The organism is Actinoplanes oblitus (assembly GCF_030252345.1).
Lineage (GTDB): Bacteria > Actinomycetota > Actinomycetes > Mycobacteriales > Micromonosporaceae > Actinoplanes > Actinoplanes oblitus.
The window spans coordinates 8,193,090-8,207,826 of sequence record NZ_CP126980.1 but is presented as its reverse complement, the minus strand read 5'-3'; the positions used below and the strand labels follow the sequence as shown (position 1 = coordinate 8,207,826).

The window sequence follows — 14,737 nt, the reverse complement described above, 5'->3', positions numbered from 1 at the left end:
TCCCCGTGGTCCGGCGGCTGGCGCCGCCGGATCCGGCGGTCTTCCCCGGTGGGGCGTCACGCGGCGCGACGGCCGTCGGCGCTGGGCTTCCAATCGGCACTGTCCCGGCTGTCGACGGTCAGGCCCGCCACGGAAGCGATCAATAGTAGGACGAAGAAGACAAGCGCTGCGATTTCCATGCACCAAGCCTGGCCCCGCGAGCGCGCCCATACCAGTGGCAGTAATGCCATACATCTTCAAGAAACTGCCAACCTTGCGGTACCGTTGCCGCATGTTGCGCAGCGTCGCCGTGATCGCCATGCAGGAGGTGGCGGTCTTCGAGCTGGGTGTCCTCTGTGAGCTGTTCGGTTACGACCGCACCCCGGAGGGCCTGCCGCACTACGACTTCGCGCTCTGCAGTGTCGACGGTGGACCGGTCCCGACCCACTCGGGTTTCGCCGTCGCCCCGAGCCACGACCTCACCCCGGCCGAGACCGCCGACCTGGTCGCCGTGGTGCCCAACGACATCCAGCAGGCCCCCGCCGAGGTGATCGACGTGCTGCGCCGCGCCCACGAGCGAGGCGCCTGGGTGATGAGCGTCTGCACCGGCGCGTTCGCGCTCGGCGAGGCCGGCCTGCTCGACGACCGCCGCTGCACCACCCACTGGCGGCACACCGACCGGCTCGCCGCCCGCTTCCCCCGGGCCAAGGTCGATCCCGGCGTGCTCTACGTGGCCGACGGCACCGTGCTGACCAGCGCCGGCACCGCCGCCGCCATCGACTGCGGGCTCGCCCTGATCCGCGAGGAGCAGGGCTCGGCGGTGGCCGCCCAGATCGCCCGCCGGATGGTCGTCCCGCCGCACCGGGACGGCGGCCAGGCCCAGTTCATCGAGACCCCGATGCCCACCGTCTCCTGCGAGACCATGCAGCCGCTGCTCACCCACCTGCTGGAGACCCTGGACCGGGAGCACACCGTGGAGACCATGGCGGATCTGGTCCACATGGCCCCCCGCACGTTCGCCCGCAGGTTCCGGGCCGAGACCGGTGCCACCCCGCACGACTGGCTGACCGGCCAGCGGGTCCTGCTCGCCCGTCGCCTGCTGGAGGAGACCGACCTCAGCGTCGACGCCATCGCCGACCGCGCGGGCTTCGGGAGCGCTCAGACGCTGCGGCACCATTTCGGTCAGCGGTTGAGCACCACCCCGCAGGGCTATCGAGGCACCTTCAAAGCGAAGTCCTGAAGCCGTGGAACCGCTCGACGGGGAGTTTCTCCGATATCGTCTCGCGCGGCGGAGTCGGACGGCCCGCGAGGTGGCGAGGGACGAGGCCGCGTCGACGCGGTGAGCCGCCGAGCGTGACGCGGCGGTCGGGTCGCCGGCCGAACCGGCCCCGGGGCGGCTCCTGAACCGCGAGGGCGCGCGGCGGTCCGCTCGCGCCCTCGCGTACGCCGCGCGAGGCGGGTGGAAACATCCACCCGGGTGGCCATCGGGGGGCGTCGCGCGTTCCCCGCGCTTCGGGATGTCAGGTGACCGCCGGCCCCTACACCGGTACGCGGCACGGAGCCGGGCGAGGCGGGTGCCGGTTCAGCGGAGGCGGGGGAGTTCGTCCTGCGCGGCGGCCAGCCAGTCGAGGGCGTACTCGAGATCTGTCGCGGCGGCGCGCCGGCGGTAGGAGCGGTCGGCCCGGGCGGCAAGGGCACACGCTTCGATGCCACGGCGCTGCCGGGCGTACAGGTAGGGGTCGTCGATCGGCGCCGGACCGTCCGGCGCGCCGCGGGCCGCGCGGATCCGCCGGCGGCGCAGCAGCGTACGCAGCGCCAGCGTCGCCCAGAGCCCGGCCACCGCGATCCCGGCCAGCGGCAGCGGCCGGGTCGGGCCGGGCAGCAGGTACAGCAGCGGCAGCACCACGAACACGCCGGCGGCGAGCGCGGCGAGTGCCGTCGGCCCGTCGGTGATCGGCGGCGCGACCCGGTAGCGGCCCGCCGCGGTACGGATCTCGTGACGGGCCCGCCCCAGCCGCGCGAACCCCACCCGGTCGGGGCGATCGGCCACCCAGTCCCGGCACTGCGCGTCGGTGACCGTCTCGGCCAGCTCCCGGTCGAGGCGTCGCAGCCGTGGCGCGACCCCACCCGCGAACGGGTCGTCCCGGCTCATCGCGCCTCCTCCAGGTCCAGCCCGCCGATCGGCTCGGGAGCGGTCATGGTCGGTCCTTCTCCAGGCCGTCCAGGTAGCGGTCCAGGCAGTCGACGGCCTGGCAGAGCAGCAGGTCGGCGTGCGCCAACCGGCCCAGCACCGGATCCGCGGCCACGGCGCGCCGCAGGGCGGGAACCGGCCAGTTCGCCGGCCCGGCCCGGTGCAGCGCTGCCGAGACCAGTCGCACCCGGGCGCGCTCCAGCGAAGCCGGCACCGCGACCAGCCCGGGCCCGGGCGTGTCCGGTGCCGGTGGCGGCACCGGCGGCACCTCGCGCCGCGGCCACGACCCGGCGACGTGCAGCGCCAGGAGCAGCAGTGCCCCGCACACCGTCAGGACACCGCCCGGCCCGGCGCCGGCCGCCCGGGCCACTGCCGCGCCGGCGGCCGTCACCGACGCCGTCACGACCGACGCGGCCAGCGGGAACGAGGCGACGAACGCGGGCCGGGCGACCACCCGGGGTGCGGTGCCGGGTGGCGAGGCGGCGGTCCGGAAGCGCCGCGCGAGCACCCCGGCGAGCGTCACGTCCGCGGCGGCCAGCCGCTCGATCGCCGACCGGATCCAGCACTGCTCCGGATCATCGGCCGCCCGGGTGATCTCGGCCAGCCCCTCGGCGATCAGCGCGCGCACGGCGGCCAGCTCGGCGGGCAGCGCACGGGCCGACGACATACTTGGAGCGTCGCACCGATGTGGCTGTTGTGAACTGTCGGGTTTCCGCAGCGTCCGGATCGCTCATGTCGGCCGGGCCGCGGCCGATCGTCACGCCGTGCGCAGAGAGTGGTTGTCGTTGCCGGTCCGGAGCCTGGACCGGACCCGGCTCGTCGCGACCGGTCTGGGCGCCCTGGCCATCCTCATCCAGTTCGGCCAGCTCGGGAACACGCTCCGCTCGGCGGCCTTCGAGCGGCTCTCGGCGGCCGCGCTGGTCACCCTGGTCGTCCTGATCGTGCTGATCTACCGGCGCGGCCGGACCTCGTGGTGGTCGTTGCCGGTGATCCCGGCGGTGGTGGCGATCGGGGCCGCCGGGCTGCGGGATCCGCTCGGCGGTACCGGGCTCGCCATGGTCACCATGATCGTCTGCTCGCTCTACGACACGACGCCGCGCTGGTTCCCCAGGATGTTCGCCGCCGTGGCGGCCGTCCCGATCGGGGTGGCGATCACGCCGGACGTGGTCTCCCAGGCGATCGCCTGGCACTCCGCGTCGGTGTTGGGCGTGCTGCCGCAGATCATCCTGATGGGCGTCCTGACCCGGGCGTTCTACCTGGGCCTGATGCGCCAGGAGCGGGCCGGGGTGCGCGACGCGACGCTGGCCCGGGCCGGCCGGGAACTGCTCGCCGTCGCCGACGACGCCCGGATCCGCCGGATCGGCGAGGGGACCGCCGAGGAGCTGGTCCGGTTGCACCCGGGAGTGGCGCTGCTGATCGTCTCCCGGGACGCCGAGGGCCTGACCATCTCGTTCGCCGCGGGCACCGCCGCCGAGCTGGCCGGACACCGCCTGAGCGGCCCGGCGCCGGACCCGGCCGAGCTGTCCGTGCTGGCCCCCGGCTTCCGGGACTGGTGCGTCGACCCGCTCGGCGCGGACCCCTCGACCGCACCGCTGCTGATGGTGGTGGGCGGCCGCCGGGCGGTGCCGGAGGAGGTGGTGGACGCCTTCCGCAGCCTGTCCTACCAGGTGATGCTCGCCGACGAGGCGTACCGGGCCCGGGTCGAGCTGGACCATCGGGCGCACCACGACCACCTGACCGGCCTGCCGAACCGGGCCAAGTTCCTGCGCGCGGCCGGCACCGCGGTGACGGCCGGGGAACGGGTGGCGGTGCTCGCCATCGACCTGGACGGCTTCAAGCGGGTCAACGACGAGTACGGGCACGCGGCCGGCGACGAACTGCTGGTCGCGGTGGCCGGGCGGATCGCCGCCGCGGGCGCCGGTCAGGGCGTCGCGGGCCGCTTCGGCGGTGACGAGTTCGCGCTGCTGCTGACCGGTTTCGCGGACGAGGACGAGGTGTACGGCCGGGCCCGCCGGCTGTGCGCCGCCCTGGGCGCGCCGGTCGGACTGGCGGCCGGCACGGTGCGGGTCGGCGCCAGCGTCGGCGTCGCGTTCGCCGAGCCGGGCCTCTCGGTCACCGACCTGCTCCGGCACGCCGACCTGGCGATGTACACCGCCAAGGCGGCCGGCAAGAACCGGGTGGTCCGGTACGGCGTCACCGCGGCGATCGCCGTCTGATCCACTCGGCGGCGGCGGCCGCGCCGGTCACCGTCGCCGCCGCCGGCACGGCCGGCCGATCCACCAGCACCACCGGTACGCCCCGCTCCCGCGCCGCCACGAGTTTCGCGTCCGAGCCGCCGCTGTCCTTGGTGACCAGCACGTCGATCCGGTGCCGGTCGAGCAGCTCCCGTTCGCCGGCCACGGTGAACGGCCCCCGGTCGAGCAGCACCGCCAGCCGCCGCGGCACCGGTGGCGCGGGTGGCTCCACCGAGCGGGCCAGGAACCAGCACTCGTCCAGTGCGGCGAACGCCCCGATGCCCTGCCGCCCGGTGGTCAGGAAGACCCGCCGGCCGATCCCGGGCAGCACGGTGGCCGCCTCGGCGAGCGACGCGACGCGATGCCACACATCGCCCGGCGACGCGGTCCAGGCCGGCCTCTGCAAGATCATTACCGGTACGCCGGCGGCCGCCCCGGCCGCCACCGCGTGCTCGCTCATCGTGGCCGCGAACGGGTGCGTCGCGTCGACCAGCACCTCGATCCGCTGCTCGGTGAGGTACCCGGCCAGCCCGTCCACCCCGCCGAACCCGCCCACCCGCACGTCACCGGCGGGCAGCCGCGGCGCGCTGGTCCGCCCGGCCAGCGAGGTGATCACCCGGTGTTCCCCGGCCAGCATCCCGGCCAGCTCACGGGCCTCGGTGGTGCCACCGAGGATCAGCACTCTCACGACCGGCAGCGGTCCGCGGAGTACAGGTGGCTGTCCGGGAACTGGCCGGCGGTCAGCGCGGCGCCCACCACGATCACCGCGGTGCGCTTGATCCCGGCGGCCCGGACCCGCCCGGCGATGTCGGCGAGGGTGCCCCGGACGATCAGCTCGTCCGGCCGGCTGGCCCGGGCCACCACCGCGACCGGGCAGTCCGCCCCGTAGTTGCCGACCAGCTCGGCGACCACCGCGTCGATCCGCTGCACGGCCAGGTGCAGTACCATGGTGGCCCGGCTCCGGCCGAGCGTGGCCAGGTCCTCGCCGGGCGGCATCGCGGTGGCCCGCTCCGCGGTCCGGGTCAGGATCACCGTCTGGGCCACCTCGGGCACGGTGAACTCGCGGCCCAGCGTGGCGGCCGCCGCGGCGAACGCCGGTACGCCGGGCGTCACGTCGTAGGGCACCCCGGCCGCGTCGAGCCGGCGCATCTGCTCGGCGACCGCGCTGAACACCGACGGGTCGCCGGAGTGCAGCCGGGCCACGTCCTCGCCCCGCCCGGTGGCCGCGACCATCTCGCCGATGATCTCGTCGAGGGTGAGGTTCGCGGTGTCCACCAGGCGGGCGCCCGGCGGGCACGCGGCGAGCAGCTCGGCCGGGACCAGGCTGCCGGCGTACAGGCAGACCGGCGCCTCGCCGAGCAACCGGTGCCCGCGCAGCGTGATGAGGTCGGCGGCGCCGGGACCGGCGCCGATGAAATGTACGGTCATCGGGTTACCGCCCAGATCGTCACCGGCATGAAGGATCGCCAGCCGGTGAAACCACCCACCGGCGAGCCGCGCTGCACCGTCAGGCGGGTCAGCTCCCCGCCCAGTCTCGCGTACCCGGCGGCCAGCACCGCCTCCGACTCCACCGTCACCGCGTTGGCCACCAGGCGGCCGCCCGGCCGGAGCGCGGCGAGGCAGCGGTCCAGCACGCCGTCGCGGGTCAGGCCACCGCCGATGAAGATCGTGTCCGGATCCGGCAGGCCGTCCAGGGCGTCCGGGGCGCGGCCGTGCACCACCCGCAGGCCGGGCACGCCGAGCGCGGCGGCGTTCGCGGTGATCGTGGCGACCCGGCCGGCGTCCGGCTCGACGGCGACCGCGCGGCAGTCCGGGTGGGCGCGCAGCCACTCGATGCCGATGCTGCCGGAGCCGGCGCCGACGTCCCAGAGCAGCCCGCCCGGGGTGGGCGCCAGCGCGGCCAGCGTGACCGCCCGCACCTCGCGCTTGGTGAGCTGGCCGTCCGACTCGTACGCGCCGTCGGGCAGCCCCGGGACCAGGGCGACCGGCGGACCGGCACCGCACTCCACGGCGATCACGTTGAGCGGGTCGCCGGGCGGCATCGCCCAGTCGCCGGCCGTGCCGATCAGCAGGCGCTCGGCCGGCCCGCCCAGCTGCTCCAGGACGGTGAGCCGGGCTCCCGGATAGCCACGGGCGGTCAGGTAGCCGGCGACGGCGGCCGGGGTGTCCGCGCCCGAGGAGAGGACCAGCAGGCGGCGGCCCGGGTTCAGCACCCGGCCGAGCGCCGGGACCGGGGCGGTGACCAGGCTCACCACGTCGGTACGGGCCAGGTCCCAGCCCAGCCGGGCGGCGGCCAGCGAGACCGAGGACGGATGCGGCAGCACGCGCAGCCGGTCCGGGCCGAGCACCCGGGACAGCGTCGCGCCGATCCCGTGGAACATCGGATCGCCGCTGGCCAGCACGCAGACCCGGCGGTCGCGCTCGGCCTCGAGCAGGCCGGGGAGCGCCGGCAGCATCGGGGACGGCCAGGGGCGCCGGGCGCCGGCCACCACGCTGGGCAGCAGGTCCAGCTGCCGGCGGGCGCCGAAGATCACCTCCGCGTCGGTGAGCAGCGCCCGGGCCGTACCGGAAAGCTCGGCGAATCCACCGGCGCCGAGCCCGACGACGGTGACCACCGGGGGGTTCTCGAGACGCACCCGGAGAACCTATCCCGTCCCGGGATCCGGAAATTTCCGGTCGGCGGTTGAGCCATCCGGAGGCCGTGTGCGTACGCATTCCTGACGGCTCCGAAAGGCGGGCGCCGTGGGACGACTGGGGTGAGGACGATGGCCATACCGGCCTTCCAGGACCAGCGTGAGTTGCCTGACGACGACGGCTACTTCGCGGACCTGCGTGACTCCCGCGGCGACTGGGACTCGCCGTCCAGCGCCCAGCCCCGTCCGGCCTGGAACGGGCCGTCGCACGCCGCCCCGACGCCGTCCTGGGACGCGCTGCCGGACTGGCCCGCCGCGGAGCCCAGCCCGCAGTCGGTGCCGGCCGACCCCTACCGGCGCGACGCCATCGTGGTCGAGTCGAACACCTCGCCGACCGGCTGGAAGGCCGGCACCGGCTTCCCGATGCCGGAGGACGACCGGCCGCCGGCCGAGGCCACCTCGGGCAATCGCCTCTTCACCGTGCTGCTGTTCTTCTCCGGCCTGGCCACCAGCGTCGCGCTCTGGCTCTTCGACACCCAGGCCGGCGCGGTGAGCGACACCGCCACGACGATGATGGCCGCCGGCCGGGTCAGCGGCCTGGTCGGCGGCTACCTGCTCTTCATCCAGCTGCTGATGATGAGCCGGGTCTCCTGGCTGGAGGAGTGGGTCGGCTCGCGTGACCTGCTCCGCTGGCACCGCTGGCTGGGCACCTCGCTGCTGGTCGCGGTGCTCGCGCACATCGTCACCATCGTCTACGGGTACGCCTTGCTGGCCCAGACCACCGTCGTCGACCAGGCGTGGAGCGTGATCACCACGTTTCCCGAGATGATCAGCGCGACGGTGGCGACCGGCCTGCTGGTGCTGCTCTCGTTCACCTCGATCCGCTGGCTGCGCACCCACCTGCCGTACGAGCTCTGGCACCTGATCCACCTCACCGGCTACCTGGTCCTGCTGCTCGGCTACGGCCACCAGGTCGCCACCGGCGCGGACCTGAGCGGCCGGTTCGCCTCCTACTTCTGGCCCGGCCTGGGCGCGCTCGTGCTGGCCGCGCTGGTCTGGGGCCGGATCGTCGAGCCGGTCTGGCTGAACGCCCGGCACCGGTTCCACGTGGCCGAGGTGGTCGCCGAGGGCGCCAACACGTTCTCCATCTACATCGCCGCGCAGCGCCTGGACAAGCTGCCCGCCCAAGCCGGGCAGTTCATGCGCTGGCGGTTCCTGAACGCCAACGGCTGGTGGCAGTCGCACCCGTTCTCGCTCTCCGCCGCGCCGAACCGGCAGTGGCTGCGGCTGACCGTGACGGTGGCCGGCCGGCACACCGCCAAGCTGGGCGAGCTGCGGCCGGGCACGCCGGTCTGGGCGGAGGGCCCGTTCGGCACGTTCACCGCGCAGCGGCGGACCCGGCGGCGGGCGCTGCTGATCGCCGGTGGCAGCGGGATCGCGCCGATCCGGGCGCTGCTCGAGGACATGCCGCCGGACACCATCGTGATCTACCGGGCCAGCCGGCCGGACGAGCTGGTCTTCCGCGCCGAGCTGGAGGAGCTGGCCGAGCAGCGGGACGCCTGGGTGCGCTACATCGTCGGCTCCCGGAGCGATCCGGGGCCGCGGCGACTGTTCACCGAGGCCGGGCTGCGCGGCCTGGTGCCCGACGTGAACCGGCGCGACGTCTACCTGTGCGGCCCGCCCGGGCTGGTGAACGCCGCGGTCGCCACGCTGAAGCAGCTCGAGGTCCCGGACAGCCAGCTCCACCTCGACCCGTTCGAGTTCTGACCCCCATCCTCTTGGAGTCTCGTCATGCGCCGTAGTACCGCAGCTGCCGTCGGCACCCTCACCGGTGCGGCCCTGATCCTCGGGGTCCGCCTGAGCGTGCAGCCCGCGGCGGTCCCGGTGGAGGCCGCGCCGGCCGCCCAGGAGGTGACCGAGGAACCGGCCCCGGCCTCCTCCGCCGCGCCGTCGAAGAAGCCGGGCGAAAAGAAGAAGAAGACGGCCGAGCCGGCCGAGGAGGCGACCGGACTCAAGGCCGGCACCTACCAGGGCAAGGCCGTGCAGAATCCGTACGGCACGGTCCGGGTCACCATCAAGGTGAGCGGCGGGAAGATCGCCAGTGCCGACGCGACGTACCCGAAGAACGGCTACAGCGGCACGATCAACCCGAACGCGGTGGCCAAGCTCGGCCAGGAGACCCTGAAGGAGCAGAGCGCCGACGTGGACACGGTCTCCGGCGCCACCTTCACCAGCAAGTCGTACGTGACCTCCCTGCAGGCCGCGCTGGACGCCGCCGGGGCGTAACGTCCAGCACCGTGCGTCACGTCGAACACGTCATGGGTACGGTCGTCAGCATCGACATCGCCGACGACCTCCCCGGGGAACGGATCCGCGAGCTGATCACGTCGACCTGCGACTGGCTCCACGAGGTGGACGCGCGGTTCAGCACGTACCGGGAGGACAGCGAGGTCAGCCGGCTGCGCCGGGGTGAGCTGACCCCGGCCTCCGGCTCCGCCGACCTGCGCCTGGTCCTGGACCGCTGCGCCGACCTGTGGCGGGAGACGGACGGCTACTTCGACGCGTACGCCGGTGGGCCGCTCGACCCGTCCGGTTACGTGAAGGGCTGGTCCGTCGAGGTGGCTTCGGAGCGGCTGGCCGCGGCCGGCTCCACCCGGCACCACATCAACGCGGGCGGGGACGTCCGGATGCGCGGCGCCGGGCCGGACGGCGGCCCCTGGCGGGTCGGCGTCCGGCATCCGTGGAAGGCCGACAAGCTCGCCTGGGTCCTCGGGGTCCGGGAGGGGGCGGTGGCCACCTCGGGCGTCTACGAGCGCGGCGCGCACGTCTGGAATCCGCGCACCGGTCAGCCGGCGACCGGCTTGCGCTCGGTCACCGTGGTGGGTCCGGATCTCGCGGTCGCGGACGCCTACGCCACAGCGGCCCTGGCGATGGGTGAGCCCGGCCTGAGCTGGCTGGCCGGGCGGGTCGCCGACGGTTACGAGTCGGCCGTCGTGACCGAGGACGGCCGGGCCTTCACCTCGCCGGGGCTGCCGGTTCTCTAGCTGCCGGTTCTCCAGCTGCCGGTTCTTTAAAAGTCGGCGAACATGTAGGGCATCAGGCGCGGGAACAAGTCGTCCAGCCGGGGCTCCAGCTCGCCCAGGCCGCGGGTGAACACCTCGGTGGCGTCCAGCACCCCGTAGGCCAGCGCGCTGAACCCGGCAGCGGTCAGGGTCACCGACGGGGTGCCGCCCGGCTTCACGGTCAGCCGCCCGTCGTCCGCGCCCAGCTGCCACACCCCGCCGATCAGCTCGTCGCCGGCGATCTCCACGGTGACCGAGCCGCTGCCGGCCGCACTGCCGGCCAGCGCGGGCACGTCCAGCACCCGGACCATCGGTGCGTTCCGCACCGGGTTGGCGACCGTGCCGGTCACCGTCATCGCCAGGTCGGTGCCCCACAGCTCGGGCAGCTCGTCCGCGCCGACCAGCAGCTCGATGGTGGCCACCTGGTCGACGTGCCGGGCCAGGAACTGCAGCAGCAGCGCCCGGCCGAGCGGGCCGGTGCTGAACAGGTTCGACGCTTTCAGGTCCCCGCCGTGCTGCTCGATCCGGTAGCGCAGGCCGCCGACCACCTCGTCGCCGACCCGGGCCAGCGCGATCCACACCGGCTCGTCCCGGAGCACCCCGGTGCGTGCCGCGTCGAAGACGGCGAACCCGTGCCGCTCGGGCAGCAGGCGGTGGACCAGTGCGTCGTACTCGTCGAACGCCTCCTTGCCGGGCAGCCGCCGCACCGAGCCGGGCAGCTCGTGGTGCAGCAGGTCACCGAGCCCGGCCGGGGCGAACCGGGCCACCCGCACCCGGGGAATCCCGACATAGCCGAACTTGGCGTAGAAGCTGGGCCGGAACGGGTAGAGCGCGCTGACCGCGGCACCCTCCTCCCGGGCCTGCCGGAGCAGCCGCTCCATCAGCTGCCGGACCACGCCCCGCCGGCGCGCCTCCGGGTCCGAGGTGACCGCCGAGATCCCGGCCATCTCGAGCACCAGCCCACGCACGTTCTGCCGCATCGGCAGGGCGGCGGCGCACGCCATCGCCACCCCGTCGGCCTCGGCGACAAGCATCGTGGTGGTCTCGAAGAACGGCGCGTTCGCCCGGTGTTTCACCTCGTCCTCGTCGCTGGTGGCCGGGGAGGGAAGCCACGCGTAGGCCTGGAGCGGGAACATCTTCGTGGTCCGCTCGTCGCCACTGATCTGCCGGATCCGCATGCCACCCATCCCACCGCACCCGGGTCCCCGCCGCATCTCCCTTTCTCCGGGCGCGTTTGCCCTGGTCACGACACGCCGGGGGACCCCGGTTTGGCGAAGCCGCAGGTGACCGGATATGGTTTTGTCCGTCGCCGGGGAGACCGGGCGGCAACGCGGAAGTGGCGCAGTGGTAGCGCATCACCTTGCCAAGGTGAGGGTCGCGGGTTCGAATCCCGTCTTCCGCTCGGAGAGGCCTTCACAGGTAACCGTGCGGGGCCGACTCGGTGGAGTGGCCGAGAGGCGAGGCAACGGCCTGCAAAGCCGTGTACACGGGTTCAAATCCCGTCTCCACCTCGCGAAGCTTCTCACGAAGCGAAGCCAGGGCGATTGGCGCAGCGGGAGCGCGCTTCCTTGACACGGAAGAGGTCACTGGTTCGATCCCAGTATCGCCCACAAGTGGCAGGGGCTCTGTGTCCGCGGAACGCGCGGACCGGGGCCCCTTGTCTTGTCCGCTCCGGGGGCCGAGCCCCCGGAAACCCCACGGTGCGATGGTTGCGGTGAGTCTGCCCGCTTCCGGGTTCGACACCCGGGCTTCGCCCTCGGGCCGGTCGGTGCGGTTGGTTTCTCGCTCGCGGGTCGCTCGTGCGCTTCGCGCTTTCCGGTACGCGGTCCGCACCCATCACGACTCTGTGGCCGGTCCCGGGGCCGGGACGCCGGAGGCCCGCAGGCGTCGGTGCCCGGGGCCTCGGATCGCCTCGCGGCGCCGGTCAGAGGCCTCGTCTGCGGTTCCAGTCGTAGACGTACCAGGCGTACACGATGTTTCCCAGGCCGTAGGTGAAGATGGCCAGCAGGATGTGTATGCCCACCGAGTTGCGCTTGCGCAGGCCGTGACCGCCGCCGAACGCCATGGCGCTGGTGTGGTTCTGGATCACGATCTGCGGCTGCTGCGGGGCGTACTGCGGCGGATACGGCTGGTACTGCGGCGCCGGGTACTGCTGCGGCGGATATTGCTGAGCCGGGTACGGCTGCGGCGGGTACTGCTGCGGCGGGTACCCGGGCACCGGTGGCGCCCCGTACTGCGGCGGGTACTGCTGCACCTGCTGGCCGGGGGCGGGCGCCGGCGGATAGGCGGGCTGGCCGGCCGGGTGTTCGCCGTGCGGGGTGTAGCCGTGCGGAGGCGGGAACGGGTGTGACACGGTAGCGCTCCAGTTATTTATTTAAGTTTAAAGCACGAGGTTAGTGGATCTCCTCGGTTTCCTGCGGTCGTCCTCACGGCCAGTTCGGCCCGGTCGAACAGCCGGGAACCGCGGGCCCACTGTGCACTGTGCACTTCGAGTGATCTACTTCAAGATCATTCGATGGGGGACAGAGGACCATGACCAACCCACTGCATGAGGACGCCCGCTCGGCCTGGGCCTGGCGCCGCTACGCCGGCGGCCGGGAGCCGCAGCCGATCCACCCGGCTGTCGGCGCCGTCATCCTGAACGCCCTGCTGCCCGGCGACCACGTGGAGCTGATCGCCGACGCGGTGTCGCAGAGCACCCTCGTGCCGCTGCCCCGCCTGTCCCGCCGGGAGCGGCCGCTCGACCTCGCCGTGCGTACCCTCCGGGCCTGGTTCCTGGTCGACCGCGGCACCGGTGGCATCGCGGTGCTGCCGGGTACGCCGTCCTCCGCGGGTCACTCCAGCGATCCGGGTGCCCCCTGGGAGGTGACCGGCTGGACGAACGCGCTCAAGGCGATCGACGGGCGCCACTTCTACTTCAAGGTGTTCCTGGACAGCCTGGAGTCACCGGAGTTCGCCATCCTCACGACGGGTGCGGGGGAGCACATCATGCGGCTGCCGGAGAGTCCCGGCGTGCCGCTGCCGCCGGACCCGCGACTGCTGTCCGACGCGCCGGCCCGGCCGCTGCCGGAGCAGCCGATCCTGCCGACCGACTGGCGTGCCGCCGAGATGATCGCCTGCCGGCACATGCGGGAGTTCGGTTTCCCGGACGCGGCGCTCACCGGGGGCAGCCGGGACAACGGGCTCGACGTCGTCGCCGCCGAGGCGGTCGCCCAGGTCAAGATGCAGGGCACCCCGGTCGGCGCCCCGGTGGTCCAGCAGCTGCGCGGGGCCCGCCCGGACAGCCCGTACCACCTGTTCTACTCGACGTCCGGGTACACCGCGAGCGCCCTGGAGGCGGCCGGTGAACTGGACGTGTGCCTGTTCCGGATCGACGGGTCCGGTGCGGTCACCGCCGTCAACCAGGATGCCCGCTCGCTGGAGCACTCCGGTCTGCTCGCGGCGATGCCGGACGAGGTGGTCTCCTACGTGCGGGGTGTCCGGCAGCGGGTGACGGAGGCGTTCCTGGGCACCGACATCGACCGGGCCCGCGCCCGCGAGCTCTACTCCGGACAGCACCTGCGGCTGTGGGGATACCTGAACCGCGCGGTGGAGAACGTCACCAAGGAGCGGGTTCCCGCGTCACCCCGCTCGTCGGTCATCTTCCACCACCACACCGAGCTGCTGGCCGCCGTTTACTTCCGGGAGCTGGGCATCCCGTACCCGGGCGGCGCGCGGGACCAGCCCCTGCCGGGCACGGCCACGGTCGAGACGCTCGACGACTACTACGCCTGAGCGAACAGGACCGCCGCCCGGTGCCACCGGTCGGACCGGTTTTCGGTACGCCGTGGGGCGCGCCCGCCGTGGCCGCGCCCCACGGGAGTGCTCACGTGCCGGTGGAGCCCGTGGAACCAGTGGTGCCGGCGGAGCCCGTGGTGCCGTCGGCACCGGCGGCACCGTCCTGGGTAGCGCCCTGGCCCTGATCGAGGGTGCCGCCCGGCTGGCCGTTCTGCCCGCGCATGCCGCCGCCGAAGCCACCGCCCGGCATCCCGCCGCCGCCCGGGCCGCCCTGCTGCTGGGTGACGCCCGCCGAGCCGGTGCCGCCGGTGGCGGCCATGATGCCGGCGGTGATGCCGGAGCTGGCGACCGCCGTGCCGAGAACCGCGGCGATCAGGATCATGCGCGGACTCCAGGACCGCTTGCGCTGGGGTGCTCCGGCGGCCGGGGGAGCCGGCGGCGCGGCGGCGGCCCCGCCGATCTCCAGGATCGGGCCGGTCCGGGTCCACTCCGGAGCGGTCGGCACGATCTCGGCGGGCGGCCCGGAAGCGTCCCGCGCCGGCTCACTCCACGGATCACGCGGCGGAACGGCGCCGACCGCCAGCGTGGCTTCCTCGGGCTTGTTCATACGGGGCTCCTCGGCTCGTCGGGGAACCCCAGCGTCACCGCCCGGACCATGGGGACCCTGTCCCCGAGGTAGGCGTCGGCTGTCAAACCCACGGCGAGGCGATATACCCGCTTTGCTGGTTGATGGCCGATCTTGCGTACCGGAAACCATTGGGTGACGCATGAAGATTTCCGAGAAATCGCTTGTAGCGTCAAGAAATGCTGAGTGTGGCGGTCGTGCCGTGATGACCGTGCTCCGGCCGGACGGTTCCGAAC

Annotated in this window: 15 protein-coding genes and 3 tRNA genes; 9 read left to right on the top strand and 9 right to left on the bottom strand. The window is 73.6% G+C overall.

All coding sequences use genetic code 11. From position 1 onward, the window contains the following. Positions 1 to 56 precede the first annotated feature (56 nt). Positions 57 to 179 carry a hypothetical protein gene (locus Actob_RS36460; protein ID WP_284916502.1) on the bottom strand — a complete coding sequence of 41 codons (123 nt, stop codon included), beginning with the start codon at positions 177 to 179 and terminating at the stop codon, positions 57 to 59. Positions 180 to 271: 92 nt separating this feature from the next. On the opposite strand from Actob_RS36460, the gene Actob_RS36455 reads away from it, so the two are divergent. Then, a complete protein-coding gene (locus Actob_RS36455) occupies positions 272 to 1,219 on the top strand; it encodes a GlxA family transcriptional regulator (RefSeq protein WP_284916501.1) in 948 nt (315 codons plus the stop codon). Between the two features lie 342 nt (positions 1,220 to 1,561). On the opposite strand, the gene Actob_RS36450 is transcribed toward Actob_RS36455, so the two are convergent. Together Actob_RS36450 and Actob_RS36445 are read right to left on the bottom strand one after the other, a co-directional pair. Further along, positions 1,562 to 2,131: a hypothetical protein gene (locus Actob_RS36450; RefSeq protein WP_284916500.1), complete on the bottom strand. Its 570-nt coding sequence runs from the start codon at positions 2,129 to 2,131 to the stop codon at positions 1,562 to 1,564. Positions 2,132 to 2,174: 43 nt separating this feature from the next. Next, positions 2,175 to 2,837, bottom strand: coding sequence for a hypothetical protein (locus Actob_RS36445; protein WP_284916499.1), 663 nt, complete (start codon positions 2,835 to 2,837; stop codon positions 2,175 to 2,177). Between the two features lie 97 nt (positions 2,838 to 2,934). Here Actob_RS36445 and Actob_RS36440 point away from each other — a divergent pair, with 97 nt between their 5' ends. Continuing rightward, positions 2,935 to 4,386 (top strand): GGDEF domain-containing protein, encoded by a 1,452-nt coding sequence (locus tag Actob_RS36440; RefSeq protein WP_284916498.1) that lies wholly within the window; start codon positions 2,935 to 2,937, stop codon positions 4,384 to 4,386. Here the strand turns inward: Actob_RS36440 and Actob_RS36435 are convergent. Genes Actob_RS36435 through cbiE form a run of 3 tightly spaced genes read right to left on the bottom strand, consistent with a single transcriptional unit; the run spans position 4,364 to position 7,040 of the window. After that, a complete protein-coding gene (locus Actob_RS36435) occupies positions 4,364 to 5,092 on the bottom strand; it encodes a cobalt-precorrin-6A reductase (RefSeq protein WP_284916497.1) in 729 nt (242 codons plus the stop codon). The genes Actob_RS36440 and Actob_RS36435 overlap by 23 nt on opposite strands. After that, complete coding sequence (cobM, locus tag Actob_RS36430) at positions 5,089 to 5,832, bottom strand: precorrin-4 C(11)-methyltransferase (protein WP_284916496.1); 744 nt, start codon at positions 5,830 to 5,832, stop codon at positions 5,089 to 5,091. Before cobM ends, Actob_RS36435 begins: the two co-directional genes overlap by 4 nt. Further along, entirely contained in the window at positions 5,829 to 7,040 is a 1,212-nt protein-coding gene (gene cbiE / locus Actob_RS36425; protein ID WP_284916495.1) for a precorrin-6y C5,15-methyltransferase (decarboxylating) subunit CbiE, read from the bottom strand. Before cbiE ends, cobM begins: the two co-directional genes overlap by 4 nt. Positions 7,041 to 7,169: 129 nt before the next feature. Here cbiE and Actob_RS36420 point away from each other — a divergent pair, with 129 nt between their 5' ends. Genes Actob_RS36420 through Actob_RS36410 form a run of 3 tightly spaced genes read left to right on the top strand, consistent with a single transcriptional unit; the run spans position 7,170 to position 10,081 of the window. Continuing rightward, on the top strand, positions 7,170 to 8,804 hold the full coding sequence (locus Actob_RS36420) for a ferredoxin reductase family protein (RefSeq protein ID WP_284916494.1): 1,635 nt from the start codon (positions 7,170 to 7,172) through the stop codon (positions 8,802 to 8,804). A gap of 24 nt (positions 8,805 to 8,828) precedes the next feature. Then, positions 8,829 to 9,323 (top strand): FMN-binding protein, encoded by a 495-nt coding sequence (locus Actob_RS36415; protein ID WP_284916493.1) that lies wholly within the window; start codon positions 8,829 to 8,831, stop codon positions 9,321 to 9,323. 32 nt (positions 9,324 to 9,355) lie between these two features. Next, the gene (locus Actob_RS36410) at positions 9,356 to 10,081 is read left to right on the top strand and encodes an FAD:protein FMN transferase (RefSeq protein WP_284922449.1); all 726 of its coding nucleotides are present in this window, start codon (positions 9,356 to 9,358) and stop codon (positions 10,079 to 10,081) included. Positions 10,082 to 10,107: 26 nt separating this feature from the next. Here the strand turns inward: Actob_RS36410 and Actob_RS36405 are convergent, their stop codons facing one another. Then, positions 10,108 to 11,277 carry a GNAT family N-acetyltransferase gene (locus Actob_RS36405; protein WP_284916492.1) on the bottom strand — a complete coding sequence of 390 codons (1,170 nt, stop codon included), beginning with the start codon at positions 11,275 to 11,277 and terminating at the stop codon, positions 10,108 to 10,110. A gap of 152 nt (positions 11,278 to 11,429) precedes the next feature. On the opposite strand from Actob_RS36405, the gene Actob_RS36400 reads away from it, so the two are divergent. The 3 genes from Actob_RS36400 to Actob_RS36390 all read left to right on the top strand — a co-directional run bounded on the left by Actob_RS36400 (position 11,430) and on the right by Actob_RS36390 (position 11,709). Next, a tRNA-Gly gene (locus Actob_RS36400) sits at positions 11,430 to 11,501 on the top strand. A gap of 38 nt (positions 11,502 to 11,539) precedes the next feature. Next, positions 11,540 to 11,610, top strand: a tRNA-Cys gene (locus Actob_RS36395). Between the two features lie 27 nt (positions 11,611 to 11,637). Further along, positions 11,638 to 11,709 (top strand) — tRNA-Val (locus Actob_RS36390). 314 nt (positions 11,710 to 12,023) lie between these two features. On the opposite strand, the gene Actob_RS36385 is transcribed toward Actob_RS36390, so the two are convergent. Further along, positions 12,024 to 12,452 carry a hypothetical protein gene (locus Actob_RS36385; RefSeq protein ID WP_284916491.1) on the bottom strand — a complete coding sequence of 143 codons (429 nt, stop codon included), beginning with the start codon at positions 12,450 to 12,452 and terminating at the stop codon, positions 12,024 to 12,026. A 179-nt stretch (positions 12,453 to 12,631) separates the two neighbouring features. On the opposite strand from Actob_RS36385, the gene Actob_RS36380 reads away from it, so the two are divergent. Further along, a complete protein-coding gene (locus Actob_RS36380; protein ID WP_284916490.1) occupies positions 12,632 to 13,873 on the top strand; it encodes a restriction endonuclease in 1,242 nt (413 codons plus the stop codon). Between the two features lie 91 nt (positions 13,874 to 13,964). Here the strand turns inward: Actob_RS36380 and Actob_RS36375 are convergent, their stop codons facing one another. Then, a complete protein-coding gene (locus tag Actob_RS36375; RefSeq protein WP_284916489.1) occupies positions 13,965 to 14,483 on the bottom strand; it encodes a hypothetical protein in 519 nt (172 codons plus the stop codon). Positions 14,484 to 14,737: the final 254 nt, after the last annotated feature.